The organism is Achromobacter marplatensis (assembly GCF_002209535.1).
In the GTDB taxonomy this organism is placed as follows: Bacteria; Pseudomonadota; Gammaproteobacteria; order Burkholderiales; family Burkholderiaceae_B; genus Achromobacter; species Achromobacter marplatensis.
This window is the reverse complement of the sequence record NZ_NJIG01000003.1, coordinates 480,644-497,905: the sequence shown is the minus strand read 5'-3', so window position 1 is coordinate 497,905 and position 17,262 is coordinate 480,644. Positions and strand designations below refer to the sequence as shown.

At 65.7% G+C, this 17,262-nt stretch carries 14 protein-coding genes; 10 read left to right on the top strand and 4 right to left on the bottom strand.

Annotated elements, in window-relative coordinates:
- The first annotated feature begins 8 nt into the window (after nucleotides 1–8).
- Nucleotides 9–2,180, top strand: coding sequence for a phosphocholine-specific phospholipase C (locus tag CEY09_RS09270; RefSeq protein WP_088588405.1), 2,172 nt, complete (start codon nucleotides 9–11; stop codon nucleotides 2,178–2,180).
- Nucleotides 2,181–2,183: 3 nt separating this feature from the next.
- On the opposite strand, the gene CEY09_RS09265 is transcribed toward CEY09_RS09270, so the two are convergent.
- Nucleotides 2,184–3,086 carry a LysR family transcriptional regulator gene (locus tag CEY09_RS09265; protein ID WP_088588404.1) on the bottom strand — a complete coding sequence of 301 codons (903 nt, stop codon included), beginning with the start codon at nucleotides 3,084–3,086 and terminating at the stop codon, nucleotides 2,184–2,186.
- A 101-nt stretch (nucleotides 3,087–3,187) separates the two neighbouring features.
- Between CEY09_RS09265 and ggt the strand changes: the two genes are divergently transcribed.
- From ggt to CEY09_RS09240, 5 genes are all read left to right on the top strand, one after another.
- Nucleotides 3,188–4,816: a gamma-glutamyltransferase gene (ggt, locus tag CEY09_RS09260; RefSeq protein ID WP_088588403.1), complete on the top strand. Its 1,629-nt coding sequence runs from the start codon at nucleotides 3,188–3,190 to the stop codon at nucleotides 4,814–4,816.
- 35 nt (nucleotides 4,817–4,851) lie between these two features.
- On the top strand, nucleotides 4,852–6,366 hold the full coding sequence (locus CEY09_RS09255; RefSeq protein WP_088588402.1) for an ABC transporter substrate-binding protein: 1,515 nt from the start codon (nucleotides 4,852–4,854) through the stop codon (nucleotides 6,364–6,366).
- A gap of 138 nt (nucleotides 6,367–6,504) precedes the next feature.
- Nucleotides 6,505–7,449 carry an ABC transporter permease gene (locus tag CEY09_RS09250; RefSeq protein ID WP_006227377.1) on the top strand — a complete coding sequence of 315 codons (945 nt, stop codon included), beginning with the start codon at nucleotides 6,505–6,507 and terminating at the stop codon, nucleotides 7,447–7,449.
- Nucleotides 7,446–8,324: a nickel transporter permease gene (gene nikC / locus CEY09_RS09245; RefSeq protein WP_006227378.1), complete on the top strand. Its 879-nt coding sequence runs from the start codon at nucleotides 7,446–7,448 to the stop codon at nucleotides 8,322–8,324. The genes CEY09_RS09250 and nikC overlap by 4 nt, the downstream gene beginning before the upstream one ends.
- Before the next feature lie 14 nt (nucleotides 8,325–8,338).
- A complete protein-coding gene (locus CEY09_RS09240; RefSeq protein ID WP_088588550.1) occupies nucleotides 8,339–10,207 on the top strand; it encodes a dipeptide ABC transporter ATP-binding protein in 1,869 nt (622 codons plus the stop codon).
- 453 nt (nucleotides 10,208–10,660) lie between these two features.
- On the opposite strand, the gene CEY09_RS09235 is transcribed toward CEY09_RS09240, so the two are convergent.
- Nucleotides 10,661–11,323, bottom strand: a complete 663-nt coding sequence (locus CEY09_RS09235) for a LysE family translocator (RefSeq protein ID WP_088588401.1) — start codon at nucleotides 11,321–11,323, stop codon at nucleotides 10,661–10,663.
- Between the two features lie 646 nt (nucleotides 11,324–11,969).
- Here CEY09_RS09235 and CEY09_RS09230 point away from each other — a divergent pair.
- The 4 genes from CEY09_RS09230 to CEY09_RS09215 all read left to right on the top strand — a co-directional run bounded on the left by CEY09_RS09230 (nucleotide 11,970) and on the right by CEY09_RS09215 (nucleotide 15,489).
- Nucleotides 11,970–12,506, top strand: coding sequence for a YaeQ family protein (locus CEY09_RS09230; RefSeq protein ID WP_006227381.1), 537 nt, complete (start codon nucleotides 11,970–11,972; stop codon nucleotides 12,504–12,506).
- A gap of 105 nt (nucleotides 12,507–12,611) precedes the next feature.
- A complete protein-coding gene (locus CEY09_RS09225) occupies nucleotides 12,612–13,211 on the top strand; it encodes a TetR/AcrR family transcriptional regulator (RefSeq protein WP_088588400.1) in 600 nt (199 codons plus the stop codon).
- Between the two features lie 114 nt (nucleotides 13,212–13,325).
- Nucleotides 13,326–14,030 (top strand): SDR family oxidoreductase, encoded by a 705-nt coding sequence (locus CEY09_RS09220; protein ID WP_088588399.1) that lies wholly within the window; start codon nucleotides 13,326–13,328, stop codon nucleotides 14,028–14,030.
- Between the two features lie 7 nt (nucleotides 14,031–14,037).
- Nucleotides 14,038–15,489 (top strand): MFS transporter, encoded by a 1,452-nt coding sequence (locus CEY09_RS09215; RefSeq protein ID WP_006227384.1) that lies wholly within the window; start codon nucleotides 14,038–14,040, stop codon nucleotides 15,487–15,489.
- Nucleotides 15,490–15,492: 3 nt separating this feature from the next.
- Here the strand turns inward: CEY09_RS09215 and CEY09_RS09210 are convergent, their stop codons facing one another.
- Both CEY09_RS09210 and CEY09_RS09205 read right to left on the bottom strand, forming a co-directional pair.
- Nucleotides 15,493–16,620, bottom strand: coding sequence for a hypothetical protein (locus tag CEY09_RS09210; RefSeq protein WP_088588398.1), 1,128 nt, complete (start codon nucleotides 16,618–16,620; stop codon nucleotides 15,493–15,495).
- The gene (locus CEY09_RS09205; protein ID WP_234818256.1) at nucleotides 16,613–17,248 is read right to left on the bottom strand and encodes a hypothetical protein; all 636 of its coding nucleotides are present in this window, start codon (nucleotides 17,246–17,248) and stop codon (nucleotides 16,613–16,615) included. Before CEY09_RS09205 ends, CEY09_RS09210 begins: the two co-directional genes overlap by 8 nt.
- Between the last annotated feature and the right edge of the window lie 14 nt (nucleotides 17,249–17,262).

Below are 17,262 nucleotides of genomic sequence, written 5' to 3'. Positions count from 1 at the left end.
ACGAAACCGTGAAGTCCGAAAAAGACCCGATCCACGCCGGCAAGCGCCGCTTCCTGCGCAACGCCGCGGCGTCCACCGCCGGCCTGACCGCGCTGTCGATGTTCCCGCCCGCCATCCGCCGCGCGCTGGCCATTCCGGCCAACAACCGCACCGGCACGATCAACGACGTCGAGCACGTGGTTATCCTGATGCAGGAAAACCGCTCGTTCGACATGTACTTCGGCACGTTCAAGGGCGTGCGCGGCTTTGGCGACCGCATCACGATCCCGCTGGCGCAGAACCGTTCGGTCTGGGAACAGACCAATGGCACGCGCGTGGTCATGCCATATCACCTGGACAGCACGCAGGGCAACGCCCAGCGCGTGTCGGGCACGCCGCACGACTACGTGGACGCGCAGATGGCCTGGGACGGCGGCCGCATGAACCAGTGGCCGCGCTACAAGCAGAACCAGTCGATGGGCTACTACCGCCAGAAAGAGGTGGAGTTCCAGTTCGCGCTGGCTGAAGCGTTCACGCTGTGCGACGCCTACCACTGCTCCACGCACGGCGGCACCAACACGAACCGCCTGTTCCACTGGACCGGCACCAACGATCCGCTGGCGCAGGGCAATGGCCCGTCGACCCGCAACCAGTGGGACAGCCTGGGCGCGTCCACCACCGGCTGGACCTGGACGACCTATCCGGAACGGCTCCAGAAGGCCGGCGTCAGCTGGACGGTCTACCAGAACCTGCCCGAGAACTTCGGCGACAACCCCTTGGCCGGCTTCCAGCAATATCGCCGCGCCAATGAGCAGGCCGGCAATTCCGCCAACGGCGCGCCGTACCCGGCCTGGACCCCCAGCATGGATGCGGCCAATCCGCTGTACAAGGGCACGGCCAACACCATGCCCGACGGCGGCTTCCTGCAAGCCTTGCGCGACGACGTCAACAACGGCAGGCTGCCGCAGGTGTCGTGGATCGTCGCGCCCGCCACGTATTCCGAACACCCCGGCCCGTCCAGCCCCGTCCAGGGCGCGTGGTACATCCAGGAAACGCTGGATGCGCTGACGTCGAACCCGGACGTATGGAGCAAGACCGTCCTGCTGATCAACTTCGACGAGAACGACGGGTACTTCGACCACGTGCCGCCGCCCGCCGCCCCGTCGCTGAACCCGGACGGTTCGATGGCCGGCGCGTCCACCGTCAACACCGACCTGGAACGCCACACGCACGCCTCGGCCCAGGACGCGGCCGACAACCGCGTCTACGGCCCCGGTCCGCGCGTGCCGATGTACGTGGTGTCGCCGTGGAGCCGCGGCGGCTGGGTCAATTCCCAGGCGTTCGACCACACGTCCGTACTGCGTTTCCTGGAAGCCCGCTTCGGCGTGAAGGAAGAGAACATCAGCCCGTGGCGCCGCGCCGTGCTGGGCGACATGACGTCGACCTTCAACTTTGCCACGCCCAATGACGAGAAGCTGCCGGACCTGAACATCCTGACCCGCTCGGGCGCGGACCAGGAGCGGGACGCGCAGCAGGCGCTGACGGCGGTGCCGCTGCCCGACCCCAGCACCCAGGCCAAGCCGGTGCAGGAAAAGGGCATACGCTACTCGCGCGCCTTGCCGTATGAACTGCACACCAGCGGCCGCAGCCAGCCCAGCACGGGCAACATGTGGCTGGTGTTCTCCAACACGGGCAAGCAGGCGGCAGTGTTCCACGTCTATGACCGCCTGCACCTGGACCGCCTGCCGCGCCGCTATACGGTGGAAGCCGGCAAGCAGCTGGAAGGCAGCTGGGATACGGCGGTCGACGGCGGCAAGTACGACCTGTGGGTGCTGGGCCCCAACGGCTATCACCGCCAGTTCGCGGGCGACCTGGCCTTGGCGCGCACGGCGCAGCTGGATCCGGAAATCCGCGTCTGCTACGACATCGCCAACGGCGACGTCTACGTCAGCTTCATCAACAGCGGCAAAGACGCCTGCACCTTCGAAGTCACGCCCAACGCGTACTACAGCAACAATGAGCGTTGGACGCTGACCGTGCCCGCCGGCAGCAAGGTCGAGCAGCACTGGGCGCTGGAGGCCAGCGGCCATTGGTACGACTTCACGGTCCGCCTGGCCGAAGACCCGTCCTACCTGCGCCGCTTCGCAGGCCGCGTCGAAACCGGCAAACCGTCGGTGACCGACCCGGCGATGGCGACCTAAGGGTCAGGCAGCGGTCTGCGGTTCGCGCGCCCGGAAGGCCGTGGCGCACGCTTCGCAGATCGCCGCTGTGATGCCCTGGCGCGCATGCTCGCGCCGTTCGAGCATGCCGATGGCCCGCGAAAGCGGGCCTAAGTCTTGGGGCAGCGTCAAAATCCGCAGTTCCGGGCTGTGCTGCCAGTTGGCCCCGTTGATCAGGGGCAGCAGGGTCACACCCACCTCCTGGCGCACCAGCTCCACCAGCGTCTCGATGGCGTTGAGTTCCAGGAATTCATTGAGCGGTACCGCCAGGCGCCGCAGCAGGCGGTCGATCTGCAGCCCCGTGCGCTGGGTGCGGTCAAAGCGCAGGAAGGGGTTGTTCGCCAATACCTGACGGGCGTCCTTGCCCGCGGCGGACGCCGGGGCGATCACCACCAGTTGCTCTTCATATAGCGGCGTCCAGCGCGTGCTGGCCATCTTGCGGCCGGCTTCCACGAGGAAGGCCGCGTCCAATTCGCCGTCTTCGACCTTGCCGGCCAGTTCGCTGGCCTTGCCCGACAGGATGCGCACGTCCAGCTTCGGGTGGGCCTTCTTCAGGCCTGACACCACCTTGGACAGGGTCCCCATGCAGGACACGATGCTGCCGACCGATACCGCGCCGGCCAGTTCGCCAGGGACGGTGCGAGGCAAGCGCATTCGGTCGTATAAATCCAGTAAATGCTTGATTTCAGGTAGCAATTCCCGGCCGGCTGCGTTAAGAATGGCAAGACGCCCGCTGCGGTCGAACAGTTCGCGGCCCAGCTCCGCCTCCAGTGAACGCATCTGGAAGCTGACGGCGGCCTGGGTCAGCGCCACTTGCTCGGCGGCTTCGGAAAAGGAACCGTGGTGGGCGACGGCCAGGAAAGTGCGCAAAAACCGGATCGTACTCATAAAATTTTCTTTTATGACGGAACAAAAAATCAAATTGATTTAATTAGATCACGAGAGTACCTTCGCCTGCTTAACCGTTCAGACCGTTTAGAGACAAGCCGATGAAAACCTTTGACTGGGTCAACCCGTATCCTTCCGTACGCATCCCGCTGTTTGCGCGCAACGTGGTGTCCACGTCGCATCCGCTGGCAGCCCAAGCCGGGTTGCGCATGCTGCTCAAGGGCGGCAACGCCGTGGATGCCGCCATTGCGGCTGCCGCCACGATCGTGCTGGTTGAACCGGTTTCCTGCGGCCTGGGCGGCGACTGCTTCGCCATCGTCTGGGATGGCAAGGAACTGCATGGCTTGAACTCGTCGGGCGTGGCACCCGCCGCCTGGAACACCGAATACTTCAAGGCCAAGTACGGCACGGGGCCGGACGGCCTGGCCATCCAGCCCAAACGCGGCTGGGACGCGGTGACGGTGCCGGGCGTGGTGGCCGGCTGGGCCGCGCTGCACGAAAAGCTGGGCAAGCTGCCGTTCGAACAACTGTTCGAACCTGCCATTGAAATCGCCGAGCGCGGCTATGCCGTGCCGCCGGTGGTGGCGCACAAGTGGGGCGCCGCCGCCGAAGAACTGAAGTCGCAGCCGGGCTACGCCCAGGCGTTCATGCCGGAAGGCCGCGCACCCAAAGTCGGCGAACACTTCCGGTTCCCGGACGCCGCCAACACGCTGCGCCGCATCGCCGAATCCAAGGGCCGCGACTTCTATGAAGGCGAACTGGCCGAACGCATTGCCGCCTTCAGCAAGGAATGCGGTGGCGCGATGACGCTGGAAGACCTGCGCAACTATCGCCCGGACTGGGTCAAGCCGATTTCCAAGTCGTACCGCGGCTACGAGCTGCACGAGATCCCGCCGAACGGGCAGGGCATCGCTGCGCTGATCGCGCTGGGCATCGTCGAACGCTTCGATATGTCGGACATCCCCGTGGATTCCGTGCAGTCGCAGCACATCCAGATCGAAGCCATGAAACTGGCGTTTGCCGACCTGTACAAGTATGTGGCCGACCCGCGCGCCATGCAGGTCACGCCCGAGCAGATGCTGTCGGACGCCTATCTGGACAGCCGCGCCAAGCTGATCCGCCTGGATCAAGCCACGCACTTCGAAGCTGGCCGCCCGCATGCTGGCGGCACCATTTACCTGACCGCTGCCGACGAAAACGGCATGATGATCTCGTTCATCCAGTCCAACTACATGGGCTTCGGGTCGGGCGTGGTCGTGCCGGGCACCGGCATCAGCATGCAGAACCGCGGCGTGGGTTTCTCGATGGACCCCAAGTCCGCCAACGTGGTCGAAGGCGGCAAGCGCCCGTTCCACACCATCATCCCGGGTTTCCTGACGCGCGGCGGCAAGCCGGTCATGAGCTTCGGCGTGATGGGCGGCGACATGCAGCCGCAGGGTCACATGCAGACGGTCGTTCGCATGATCGACTACCACCAGAACCCGCAGGCCGCGTGCTGCGCGCCGCGCTGGAAGGTCAACCGCGACTTCACGCTGGACATCGAGACCAACATGAAGGCTTCCACCATTGCGGGCCTGAAAGACCTCGGGCATGCTTTGAAGTCCGTTGACGATCCCTACATGGACTTCGGCGCCGGCCAGTTCATCTGGCGCATGTCCGAGACCGACAACGAACTGGGTTATGTCGCCGCCAGCGACAGCCGCCGCGACGGCCAGGCGGTCGGCTTCTAAACGTTAAGCTCGCAAGCAACAAGGGGAAAAACACAATGAAACGCTTGACCATGACCTTCGGCGCCAGCTTGCTGGCGCTGGCTGCGGGGGCGGCGTGCGCCCAGAACATCCGGATCGGCCTGCAGGAAGACCCGGACGTCCTGGACCCGCACCGCGCCCGCACCTACGTCGGCCGCATCGTGTTCACGTCGCTGTGCGACAAGCTGGTGGACATCGATCCCAAGCTGCATTTCGTGCCGCAACTGGCCACGTCGTGGTCGTTCAGCCCCGACAACAAGGTGCTGACCTTCAAGCTGCGCGAAGACGCGCTGTTCCATGACGGCACGAAGTTCGACGCGCCGGCGGCCAAGGCCAACCTGGAACGCGCTATGAGCCTGCCGGACAGCCTGCGCAAGGGTGAACTGGCTTCGGTCGAGAAAGTGGACGCGCCGGATGCGTCCACGCTGGTCCTGACCTTGAAGAAGCCGGACGCCACCTTGCTGGCCCAGCTGTCCGACCGCGCCGGCATGATGCTGTCGCCCAAGACCTTCGCCGACGCCGACGTGGCGTCGGTGGGCCGCAAGCCCGTGTGCTCCGGCCCGTACAAGTTCGTCGAACGCATCCAGAACGACCGCATCGTGCTGGAGAAATTCGACCAGTACTACGACGCCAAGGACTACGCCTTCAAGCGCGTGACCTTCCTGCCCATCCCCGACACCACGGTTCGTCTGTCGAATCTGCGTGCGGGCGACCTGGACATGCTGGAGCGCCTGAATCCGTCGGACGCGCCGCAGGTCAAGAACGACGCCAGCCTGACGTTTGCGCCGGTGGCAGGCCTGGGTTTCCAGCAGTTCATGTTCAACGTGGGCAACGGCAAGCGGGCCGAAGACAACCCGTTCAAGAACAAGCTGGTGCGCCAGGCGTTCCAGTACGCGCTGGACCGCAACGCCATCAACGACGTGGCAGGCGGCGGCATCTTCGAACCGGCCCAGCAGCCGTTCCCCCCGGCCAGCCCCTATCACAGCGACAAGTTCCCGGTCACCAAGCGCGACGTGGCCAAGGCCAAGGCGTTGCTCAAACAAGCCGGATTCGACCGCGTGAAGGCTGAACTCGTGTTCGGCAACAACACCACGACTTCGTCGATTGCCGAGATCGTCCAGGCGATGGCCTCCGAAGCGGGCTTCGACCTGTCCTTGCGCCCGACCGAGTACGCGGCCTTGCAGAAGGAATCGTCGGCGGGCAATTTCCAGATCGTGATGCTGGGCTGGTCCGGCCGGGTCGATCCCGACGGCAACGTGCACGCCTTCGTGACGTGCAAGGGCGCGCTGAACGATGGCCATTACTGCAACCCGGAAGTGGACAAGCTGCTGAACGAGGCCCGCACGGTGCCCGACGAAGCGCGCCGCAAGGAAATCTACGACCAGGCGCAGACCATCATCCAGGACGAGCTGCCGGGCGTGTACAACTACTACCAGCCGTGGCCGTTCGCCATGGGCAAGAAGGTCAAGGGCTTTACGCCGTATCCTGACGGCATGATCCGCCTGAAGGGTGTGACGTTCGCGCAGAAGTGACGACGAGGCGCGGCGTCCTCCCGGGGGCGCCGCGCACGTTGGAGGCGGCGACGCGTCCAACGGTTCTTTGCGGCGGCCGCGCGCCAGGTGATGTTGGCCTGACGCCGTCCGCCGTTCCTGTTCTACGGTTTTTCCCACATGCTTAAACTCATCTTGCGCCGCGTGGTCGTCGCGATACCGACACTGATACTGGTGTCGATGATCGTCTTCATGCTGCAAAAAATCCTGCCTGGCGATCCGGTGCTGACACTGGCCGGCGAAGAGCGCGACCCGGCTGTCCTGGACTACCTGCGCGACAAATACCGCCTGAACGATCCCTTACCCGTGCAATACGCGGCCTGGGCCGGCCAGGTGCTGCAAGGCGATCTGGGCAAGTCGCTCCGCACCGACGTGCCCGTCACGACGCTGATCGCGCAAAAGCTGCCCGTCACCCTGCAACTGGCTGCGATGGCGATGTTCTTTGCGCTGCTGATCGGCATCCCGATGGGGATCATCGCAGCGGTGCGCAAAGGCAAGCCCATCGAAATGGGGGCCAACATCGCGGCGCTATCCGGCATGTCGATCCCCAACTTCTGGCTGGGGATCATCCTGATCATGGTGGTGTCGGTGCAGTGGAAGCTGCTGCCGGCCTCGGGCTACGTGTCGCCGGCGGAAGATTTCTGGCTGTCGATCAAGACGATGCTGATGCCCTCGCTGGTGCTCTCCACGGCGATCGCGGCCTACCTGATGCGGCACACGCGTTCTTCCATGCTGGAGGCGCTGTCCGCCGACTACGTGCGCACCGCGCGCGCCAAGGGCGTGTCGCCGCGCCGCGTGGTGCTGCGCCACGCCTTGCGCAATGCGCTGATGCCGATCGTCACGCTGGTGACCTTGCTGTTCGGCGAATTGCTGGCCGGCGCCGTGCTGACCGAGCAGGTCTTCACGATTCCCGGTTTCGGCAAGCTGGTGGTGGACGCGGTGTTCACGCGCGACTACGCGGTGGTGCAGGGCGTGGTGCTCTGCGTGGCGGTGGGCTTTATCCTGATGAACCTGCTGGCCGACATTCTGTACATCCTGGTCAACCCCCGCCTGAGGCACTCATGAGCGCACTTCCTGCAACGGCCGCAGCCGTCACGCCGCCCCGCAGCCGCAACCGCGCCTGGGGCAAATTCAAACGCAACCACATTGCGATGCTGGGTCTGGGCATCGTGGCGTTCTTCGTCCTGCTGGCCGTCCTGGCGCCGTTCATCGCCAATCACGACCCCCTGCAGACCAGTTTCACCACCATCCGCAAGGCGCCGTCGGCGTCCTATTGGCTGGGCACGGACGAACTGGGCCGCGATATTTTCAGCCGCATGGTCTATGGCGCCCGCGCCTCCCTGATGGCGGGCCTGGTGTCCGTGCTTATCGCGCTGGTCGTGGGCGTGCCGTTCGGGCTGGCGGCCGGTTACTTCGGCGGCTGGACCGATAGTTTCATCTCGCGCGCCACCGAGGCGCTGTTGGCCATTCCGTTCCTGATCCTGGCCATCGCGCTGGCCGCCTTCCTGGGGCCCAGCCTGACCAACGCCATGATCGCCATCGGCGTGTCGGCGGCGCCCAAGTTCGTGCGCTTGACGCGTGGGCAGGTGCTGGCGGTGAAAAACGAAGACTATGTGCAAAGCGCCCGCGCGCTGGGCGCATCCGACTTGCGCATCATCGGCCGGCACGTGTTCCCCAACGTCATGCCGCCGCTGATCGTGCAGGCCACGATCACCATCGCCACGGCCATCATCGCCGAGGCCAGTCTGTCCTTCCTGGGCCTGGGGCTGCAGCCGCCGACGCCGTCGTGGGGCTCGATGCTGAACACGGCCAAGAACTTCATGACCCAGGCGCCCTGGATGTCGATCTTCCCCGGATCGGCCATTTTCCTGGTGGTGCTGGGCTTCAATCTGCTGGGCGACGGGCTGCGCGACGCGCTCGATCCGCGTCAGGAAAAGTAATCACTATGGCAACCATGGATCCCAAACGCGTCGTGCAGGTCAATGACCTGACCGTGCGCTTCAAGACCCCCGAGCGTACGGTCGAAGCCGTGCGCAACGTGTCGTTCCACGTCGATCGCGGCGAAACCCTGGCCATCGTGGGCGAGTCCGGTTCGGGCAAGTCCGTGACTTCGCTGGCGCTGATGCGCCTGGTGGAGTACGGCGGCGGCAAGATCGTCAACGGCGACATGTTCCTGCGCCGCCGCAACGGCGAGGTGCTGGACCTGGCCCACGCACCCGATTCCACGCTGCAACGCGTGCGCGGCGCCGACGTGGCGATGATCTTCCAGGAACCGATGACGTCGCTGAACCCCAGCTTCACTGCCGGCAACCAGATTGCCGAAGCCCTGCAGCTGCACCAGGGGCTGGACGCGGCCGGCGCGCGCGCCGAAACGCTGCGCATGCTGGAACGCGTGCGCATACCCGAGGCCCGCGCCATCCTGGACCGCTATCCGCACCAGTTGTCGGGCGGCATGCGCCAGCGCGTGATGATCGCGATGGCCTTGTCGTGCAAGCCCCAGCTGCTGATCGCCGATGAGCCGACGACGGCGCTGGACGTCACCATCCAGGCCCAGATCCTGCAACTGATCCGCCAGTTGCAGGAAGAGATGGACATGGGCGTGATCTTCATCACGCACGATATGGGCGTGGTGGCTGAAGTGGCCGACCGCGTGTTGGTGATGTATCGCGGCGACAAGGTGGAAGAGGGCGGTTCGGACGAGATCTTCGCGCGTCCGCAGCACGCCTATACACGCGCCTTGCTGTCGGCCGTGCCGCGCCTGGGCGCCATGCACGGCACCGACGAGCCGGCGCCGTTCCCGCTTCTGAAAGTGGAGGAAGCCGCCCACGTCGCCAATCCGGCCGCGCTGGTGGACGCGCCCGTGGCGGCGCCGAGCACCGTTCGCCGCGAAAACGGGCCGGTGCTGAAGGTGCGTGACCTGACGACCAGTTTCGATATCACCGGGGGCATCCTGGGCCGGGTGCAGAAGCGTGTGCATGCGGTCGAAAGAGTCAGCTTTGACCTGTACCCCGGCGAGACGCTGTCGCTAGTGGGCGAGTCCGGTTGCGGCAAGACCACGACGGGCCGGTCGCTGCTGCAACTGGTCAAGAGCAAGAGCGGCACGATCGAGTTCGACGGCAAGAACATCGGGGCGCTGCGCGGCAGCGCGATGCAGACCTTGCGTCAGCACATTCAGTTCATCTTCCAGGATCCGTTCGCGTCGCTGGACCCGCGGATGACGGTGGGCTATTCCATCATGGAGCCGCTGTTGATCCACGGCGTGGCCCGAGGCAAGGCCGCGCAGGATCGCGTGCGCTGGCTGATGGACAAGTGCGGCTTGCTGCCTGAAATGATCGACCGCTATCCGCACGAGTTCTCGGGCGGCCAGCGTCAGCGTATCTGCATTGCGCGGGCGCTGGCGTTGAATCCCAAGGTCGTGATCGCGGACGAGTCGGTGTCGGCGCTGGACGTGTCGATCCAGGCGCAGATCGTGAACCTGCTGCTGGATCTGCAACGTGAGCTTGGCGTGTCGTTCCTGTTCATCTCGCACGATATGGCGGTGGTGGAGCGCGTGAGCCACCGGGTGGCGGTGATGTACCTCGGGCAGATCGTCGAGATCGGACCGCGCCGAGCGATCTTCGAGAACCCGCAGCATCCCTATACGAAGAAGCTGATGGCGGCAGTGCCGATTGCGGATCCGCAGCGGCGGCATCGCGAGCGTTCACTGCTGGTGGATGAGATTCCCAGCCCGATGCGTAAGTTGGGGGATGATCCGTTAGTCGAGCCTTTGGTGGCCGTAGGTGACGGGCATTTTGTGGCGCGGCATGCCATTGGGGTTTATTGAGGCTTGATCGGTTGTTCTTGAGACGCATCTGGCGGCTGGGCGGGGCTGATCGCGGGTCAACGATTGCGGTCCGGAGCCTTCGCTCCGGACTGCCCCGTCGTCATCTTCGTCACCGCCTTTGGCGGTTCCTTCAGATTCCCTCGGGCGCCTCGACTCCCCGCGCTCAGCCCCGCCCAGCCGCCAGATGCTCCGTCAGTTGCCGGTGCCGGCCTGCGGGACGGGCGGTGTGCTTGGCGTTTTTGCCTCGGACGAGGTGAGTTGGAAGGGCTTGCGGGGTCGCCAAAGACGGCCGCGCGGGCGGCCTTTTTTGGCATTCGAGAGTCCTGCGTCGGGGCGATGGCGCTTCGCGAATACGGCGGTGCGCTGGATGATCGTACTTTTAGGATGAGTGGAGCGCGGCAGGGCCGTGTTTACTGGTGACTCGTCAAGCGCGCGCAATCTTCCTCTTTCGCTCTAGCGCTTCTCCAGCGCCAGCTTCAATCCGAACGCAATGAACACCGCGCCCGTTATGCGGTCCAGGCCGCGCATCACGGCGGGGCGGGATAGCCATCTTGCCAAGGGGCGGGTGGCGGCGACCAGCAAGGTGAACCAGAGTACGCCCAGGACGGCGTGGATTGCGGCCAGCAACAGGCTGAAGGTCAGCACGTCCGCGCCCGCGGGGATGAACTGCGGCAGGAACGTGATGTAGAAGATGCCGACCTTCGGATTCAAGGCATTGGTCAGGCAGCCACGCAGGAACCAGCCCGTGGCGCTGGTCGAGGCGGATGACAAGGCGGATGCGGGGGCGGCACTTTCGTTTGCCGCCACCTGCGTGGCCGGGCGGCCAGGCAGGGTGCGCCAGAGAAGCTTGGCGCCCAGGTAGAAGAGGTAGGCGGCGGCGCAGATGCGCAGCGTGTCATACGCCAGTGCGGAGACGGCCAGCAGGGAACCCAGGCCGAATGCCGCGATGGCGCCCCAAAGCAGGCATCCCGCACAAATACCCAGCCCCGCCATCAGCGCCCGGCGTCCGCCTTCGACGGCGGCGGTGCGCAAGACAAGCGCCGTATCGAGACCCGGGGTAATTGTGAGGATAGCGGCGGCCAGCGTGAAGGCGAGTAGAGCGGCGGTGGCGGTCATGGTCGGAAGACGAGGGCGCAGAGGAAAAGGGGATGTCGATGCGGGCAAATCCTACGAGAAGTGTAACGCTGCCACCCGCCATTTAGCTCCGACGCCGGATGGGCGGCGCGCGCGCAAAGTCCCCATGCGCAAGCCGCCGCGTGCCGCGCGCCGGCCATCTCTACCACCCCCCCGATGGCGGCACCCCTAGCAATCCAGCCCCCGCATTCGCGAAGCGTCCACCTTGCCGACGACGCACGATGCGTATGCCGATTACGGCCGCCCGGGCGGCCGCAATCGGCGGGCCCCGCAAGCCTCGACACCGACCACGGCTCCAGCAGCGCATCAGGCCCGGACGGATCCAGCTTGTCGGCGTGGGTGGCATGGGCGCGAGCAACCTCGATGCGCCCGAGGGAATCGGAAGGGAGCCGCAGGCGGACGACGATGACGACGGGGCAGTCCGGCGCCTGCGCGCCGGACCGCAATCGTGGGCGCGAGTGCCCATGCCACCCACGCCGACAAGCGACCTACGAAGTCCTTACCGGCGGCCACCAAGAACCGCAGCTCCAATGAGGCCCCGAGGATCCCCCCAAAGCACCACCACCGTCGCCAAGCGTTATCATGGCGGCCTTCACGCAATCTGCACGATTTCAACGGATTTTTCACCATGGCCCTGCGCGCCACCATCTACAAGGCCGAACTCAACGTCGCCGATACGGACCGCCACTACTACGGCAGCCATTCGCTGACGGTCGCCCGCCATCCTTCGGAAACCGACGAGCGCCTGATGGTTCGCCTGGTCGCCTATGCCCTGCATGCGCAGGAAGAACTGGCGTTCACCAAGGGCCTGAGCGACACCGACGAGCCCGACTTGTGGGTCAAGGACCTGACCGGCGCGGTCAAGCTGTGGATCGAAGTGGGTCAGCCCGAAGAACGCCGCATCTTGCGCGCCTGTGGCCGCGCCGATGAAGTCATCGTGTACTGCTATGGCGGGTCGGCCAGCAAGATCTGGTGGGACGGCGTGCGCAACAAGCTCGAGCGCACCCGTAACTTGAAGGTCATCAACCTGCCGTCGGACCAGACCCGCGCGCTCGCCAAGCTGGCCGAGCGCACGATGCAGCTCAACGCCAACATATCGGACGGCATCGTGTACTTTTCGGCCGACAAGGGCGAAGTCAGTGTCGAGCCGGAGGCCTGGCGCTAGGCGCCGTGCCTGCATCGCCGCGTTACAAATTCACCCCGTATTTTTCTTGCACGGGGTCTTTTTGCGGGATTAATATGATGATCATCATATTTCGGATTGCCGACCATGCCTGGCCCGTCCTCCCGTAAAGCGCTTTCTCACGAACGCATCGTCGACGCCGCGGCGCGCGCGATTCGTCGCGAGGGCTATGCGGGCGTCGGCGTGGCCGACGTCATGAAAGAGGCTGGGCTGACCCACGGCGGCTTTTACGCGCATTTCCCGTCGCGGGATGCCTTGCTGGCCGCCGCGATGGAACGCGCCGGTCGCGATGGCGCGGCGCGCATGTCCAAGAGCATGGAGCAACGCCGGGCCGACGGGGCAAGCCCCTTGCGCGCCTGGGTTGAAGCGTATCTGGGCGAGGCGCATCTGAAAGGTTGTGAAGGGGGCTGCCCGGTGTCGGCACTGGCTTCCGAGATCCCGCGCCAGTCGTCCGAAGTGCGTGAAGCCTCGGCCTTGCGTGTGCAACGCTTGATGGAAGCCGTGCGGCAGGCGCTGCCGGCAACAGCAGGCAAGCATGCCGCCGCCGCGGTGACCAGTACGCTCGTGGGCGCGTTGCAGCTGGCCCGGGCGCTGGGCGACAACCCCGAAGGGCGCGCGGTGCTGGCTTCTGCCCGCCACGCCATCCTGGACCAATACGACCGCGAGGCCAACGCCCCGTCTGCCTGACCCGAACCGCATCCCAAGGCCGCATTGCGCGGTCTTTTTACCGGCCGTAAATATGATGATCATCATATTTAGCCAACACCAGTTGCTCTATCTACCCCCCAAGGACATCCCATCATGGATCTCAAGAATGCAGTGGTTTTGATTACCGGCGCCAACCGCGGTTTAGGGTTGGCCTTTGCCCGCGAGGCGCTGGCCCGCGGTGCGCGCAAGGTCTATGCCGGTGCACGCGATCCGTCGACCGTCACCTTGGCGGGCGTCGAAGCGATCAAGCTGGACGTGACGAATCCGCAAGACGTGGCGGCCGCCGCGGCGCATGCGTCGGACGTGACGCTCGTCATCAACAACGCCGGCATCGCAGCCATCGGCGGATTCATGGCGGAGGGCAGCATTGAATCCGCGCAGCGTCATCTGGACACCAACCTCTTCGGCTCGTTGCGTGTGGCGCAGGCGTTCGCGCCGGTGCTTGCCGCCAATGGCGGCGGGGCGCTGCTGAATGTGCTGTCGATCGCCAGCTGGATCAACGGCCCGCTGCTGGGCGTCTACGCCATGAGCAAGTCGGCCGCATGGGCCATGACCAACGGGCTGCGTAACGACTTGCGGGCGCAGAAGACGCAGGTGCTGGGCCTGCACATGGGCTTTGTCGATACGGATCTGACCAAGGGCATCGACGGCCCCAAGTCCACGCCGGAATCCATCGTCAGCCAGGCGTTCGACGGGCTGGAGGCGGGCGCTGAAGAAGTGCTGGCCGACGACCGGACCCGTCAAGTCAAGCAGGGTCTGTCCGCCGAACCGGCGGTGTATCTGAAGGCGCTGGGATAAATCCATCATGCACGCTACCGCCCGCTCCGCGCCGGCATCTCCGCCGGCCATCTCTGCAAACGAACCCGACTCCGCGAACGACCCCGCCATCGCGCCCGCCGCGGCCTCTCCGTGGCCGATCTTCTGGGTTGCCAGCATCGCCGTGTTCCTCGTGTCGCTGGATAGCACCATGCTGTACGCGGCGTTCGGCGCCTTGCGCGCCGGCTTTCCCGAGGCATCGGCCGCGGACATGTCGTGGGTGCTCAACGCCTACACGGTCGTGTTCGCCGCCATGCTGATCCCTTCCGGCGGCCTGGCCGATACGCATGGCCGCAAGCGCATGTTCATGGTCGGGGTGGTGCTGTTCCTGGCCGCCTCGGCCGCGTGCGGCCTGGCAGGCAGCGTGGGGTGGCTGATCGCCGCCCGGGTGCTGCAGGCCGTGGGCGCGGCGCTGCTGACGCCGGCGTCGTTGTCGATCGTGCTTGCCGCCTTTCCGGCCTCCCAGCGCGCCGTGGCGGTCAGCCTGTGGGGCGCCGTGGGCGGCTTGGCTGCGGCGGTCGGCCCCAGCCTGGGGGCGTTCGTCGTGGACATGGCGGGCTGGCCCTGGGCCTTCTACATCAACCTGCCGTTGGGCGCCTTGTCGCTTTGGTACGGCGCAGGTTTGCTGAAGGAATCCGTGAAGGCTGATGCGCGCCGCCGCGTGGACGGCGTCGGCATGGCGTTGCTGATGGTGGCCGTGGGCGCGTTGGCGCTGGCGATCGTGCAGTCGGAATCGCCGTCCTGGAGCCGACTGGAGTTGGGCGTGGTGGCCGCCGTGGGTGTCGTGTCGCTGGGGGCATTCGTGGCCTGGGCGCGTGCCACGCCGCACCCGCTGGTGGATCTGTCGCTGTTCAAGCATCGCACCTATCGCTATGTGAACCTGGCCACGCTGAGCTTCGGCATTGCGTTCGCGATGATGTTCTTCGCGTTCTTTTTCTACATGACGGGCGTTTGGCATTACAGCCTGCCGCGCGCCGGCCTGGCCGTGACGCCGGGGCCGCTGCTGGTCATGCCGACGGCGATCCTGACCGGGCGCCTGGCCGCGCGGATGGGCCACCGTCCGTTCCTGGTGGGCGGCTCCTTGATCTACGCGGCCAGCGGATTGTGGTTCCTGCTGGTGCCGGGCGAGCAGCCCGCGTATCTGACGCAATGGCTGCCGGGCCTGCTGCTCAGCGGGATCGGCGTCGGCATGGTGTTGCCGTCCTTGTCGGGCGCGGCCGTCAGCAAGCTACCCGCGCAGCACTATGCTGTGGGCAGCGCCGTCAATCAGGCGACGCGGCAGATCGGCGGGGTGATGGGTGTGGCGATCACGGTGCTGATGCTGGGCCATGGCGCGGTCAGCCACGCCGCCTTCTCGCCGCTGTATGTGGCGCACGTGGCGCTGGCCTTGGTGACGGCGTTGCTGTGCCTGGCGGTGGACACCCGGCCAGGCAAGCGCTGACCGTCATTGCGTGCAGGCGTCCGGCGCAAGGTTGGCCGGATCGCCGCAGGCATTCCATTGCGCGGGCGTCATGGCGGGCACCAGCGCGACGCGCCCCATCGGGTCGAAATAGAAAAGGACGCGGCCAGGGTGTTTTTGCATGGCCTGCCAGATCTGCTCCTGGGCCTGCGGCGTGACGTGCGCCGCGCCTTGTGCGTCGGTTTCGCCCTTGGCCAGCACGGTCTGCACGGCGGGGTCCCAGGACGACTGGTCGTCGCCGTCCATCGGCACCTCGTCGGCGATACGCACGATGCGCCATTCCACACCGGGAATTTCACCTGGGAATGCGGCCAGGTGTTCGCGCAGGCGCGGATACAGGCGGTCCGGGCGCGCGGCGGGTTCCGGATAGGCGTAAGGCCCCTGGCTGTCGTTCGGTGCGACAAACGCGGAGTACTGGCGTACGTAGCGCTGCGCCGGCTTGCCCTGCGCGTCCAGGATCTGGACGGCCAAAGGCTGGCCCGGCGATAACGTGTCGATCACGCGCAACAAGCGGCCCGAGGCGTCGCGCACGTAATGCCGGCTGGCGCCGGGGCCTTTGGCGTCGCCGCAGCCGTCATCGATGAAGGTGCTCAGGACGCCCCGCGCATCGCGTTGCAGGCACGCGCGCCGGGTTGCGGCATAGGGCTGCGCATCGGACGAGCCCGACAGGTCGTATTCGGTGTAGGCCGCCAGCGCACCCGCCGTGTCGTAGGCCAGGACATACCCGCCTTCCAGCACCGTCCTGCCGCGGATCTTGCCATACCGTTCCACGCGGCACAGCCTGCCGTCCGGGCTGAAGTAAAGCCGGGTCGGGGCGACCGTGCCCGGCGTTTCCCGGGTCCGGTAGGCCGACCAATCGACCTTGTCCGTCCAGGTGTGCGGATCCGGGTCGCCGCGCTCGTTGGTCCAGGCAAGTTTGCGGTTCGTCGGCACGCGTTCCCCGTGTTTGCCGAGCAGCACGCGGTCGTTCGCCAGGTCGACGGACACCGGCACGGCGGGCAGTGTGGAGGGCTCGGAAAAATCGGTAACGGCCGGGCCGCAATCGGCAAAGGCGGGGGGGGCAAGCAGCGCCTGGGCGGCGGCCAGGGCAAGGACGATCGGCAGCTTACGCATATTGTTGCGCGTCCATGTACTTCACCAGATCCCAGAATTCCTTCGATACCCCGCCCAGGCGCAGCTTGCCCTGTGCGTCTTCGAACAGCAGGAAGGGGTAGGCGTCGCGCGTCAACACGCCGGGGTCCGGCAGCCGGTAAGGCTTGAAGATTTCCGGGTTATTGAAGTAGTTCTCCAGCCGCCCGCCGCCATCTACATGCATGTAGCGCACGCGCAAAGTGTGCTGTTTGAACGCCGCCTGGGTTTCGGGGTAGACGCCGCCATCGCCCGCGACCACCGAATTGGACAGCGCCGCCATGAACACGCGCTGGATGCCCACAAACCGGATTTCACCGTGGGTGCTGTCGCCTTGGGCGCGGGCCAGTTCCTTGACCACCTGCGAGGCGCGTGAACCAGGCACCAGCGTATCGGCAAAAAGTTTATCCACGTCCGCATTTTCCCGATCGGGCGTTTGGCGGAACTGTTGGAAATCCCGACGGAAATCCTGCAGCCATTGCTGGTAGCGCTGGTTTTCCGCCTGCCGGTCGAACGTCTGCGCAAAGCTGGCGCCGGCATGCAGAGTGATCAGGCTGGTGATTGCCAGCAGCCAGAAGCGTCGGAACCAAAGGGTAAGCATGGGAGGGGACATGTCGGTGACCGGGC

What these genes read in the sequence shown, in the direction of transcription:
- CEY09_RS09265 (WP_088588404.1), bottom strand. Translation starts at nt 3,086, where the DNA reads ATGAGTACGATCCGGTTTTTGCGCACTTTCCTGGCCGTCGCCCACCAC.
- ggt (WP_088588403.1), top strand. Translation starts at nt 3,188, where the DNA reads ATGAAAACCTTTGACTGGGTCAACCCGTATCCTTCCGTACGCATCCCG.
- CEY09_RS09255 (WP_088588402.1), top strand. Translation starts at nt 4,852, where the DNA reads ATGAAACGCTTGACCATGACCTTCGGCGCCAGCTTGCTGGCGCTGGCT.
- CEY09_RS09250 (WP_006227377.1), top strand. Translation starts at nt 6,505, where the DNA reads ATGCTTAAACTCATCTTGCGCCGCGTGGTCGTCGCGATACCGACACTG.
- nikC (WP_006227378.1), top strand. Translation starts at nt 7,446, where the DNA reads ATGAGCGCACTTCCTGCAACGGCCGCAGCCGTCACGCCGCCCCGCAGC.
- CEY09_RS09240 (WP_088588550.1), top strand. Translation starts at nt 8,339, where the DNA reads ATGGATCCCAAACGCGTCGTGCAGGTCAATGACCTGACCGTGCGCTTC.
- CEY09_RS09235 (WP_088588401.1), bottom strand. Translation starts at nt 11,323, where the DNA reads ATGACCGCCACCGCCGCTCTACTCGCCTTCACGCTGGCCGCCGCTATC.
- CEY09_RS09230 (WP_006227381.1), top strand. Translation starts at nt 11,970, where the DNA reads ATGGCCCTGCGCGCCACCATCTACAAGGCCGAACTCAACGTCGCCGAT.
- CEY09_RS09225 (WP_088588400.1), top strand. Translation starts at nt 12,612, where the DNA reads ATGCCTGGCCCGTCCTCCCGTAAAGCGCTTTCTCACGAACGCATCGTC.
- CEY09_RS09220 (WP_088588399.1), top strand. Translation starts at nt 13,326, where the DNA reads ATGGATCTCAAGAATGCAGTGGTTTTGATTACCGGCGCCAACCGCGGT.
- CEY09_RS09215 (WP_006227384.1), top strand. Translation starts at nt 14,038, where the DNA reads ATGCACGCTACCGCCCGCTCCGCGCCGGCATCTCCGCCGGCCATCTCT.
- CEY09_RS09210 (WP_088588398.1), bottom strand. Translation starts at nt 16,620, where the DNA reads ATGCGTAAGCTGCCGATCGTCCTTGCCCTGGCCGCCGCCCAGGCGCTG.
- CEY09_RS09205 (WP_234818256.1), bottom strand. Translation starts at nt 17,248, where the DNA reads ATGTCCCCTCCCATGCTTACCCTTTGGTTCCGACGCTTCTGGCTGCTG.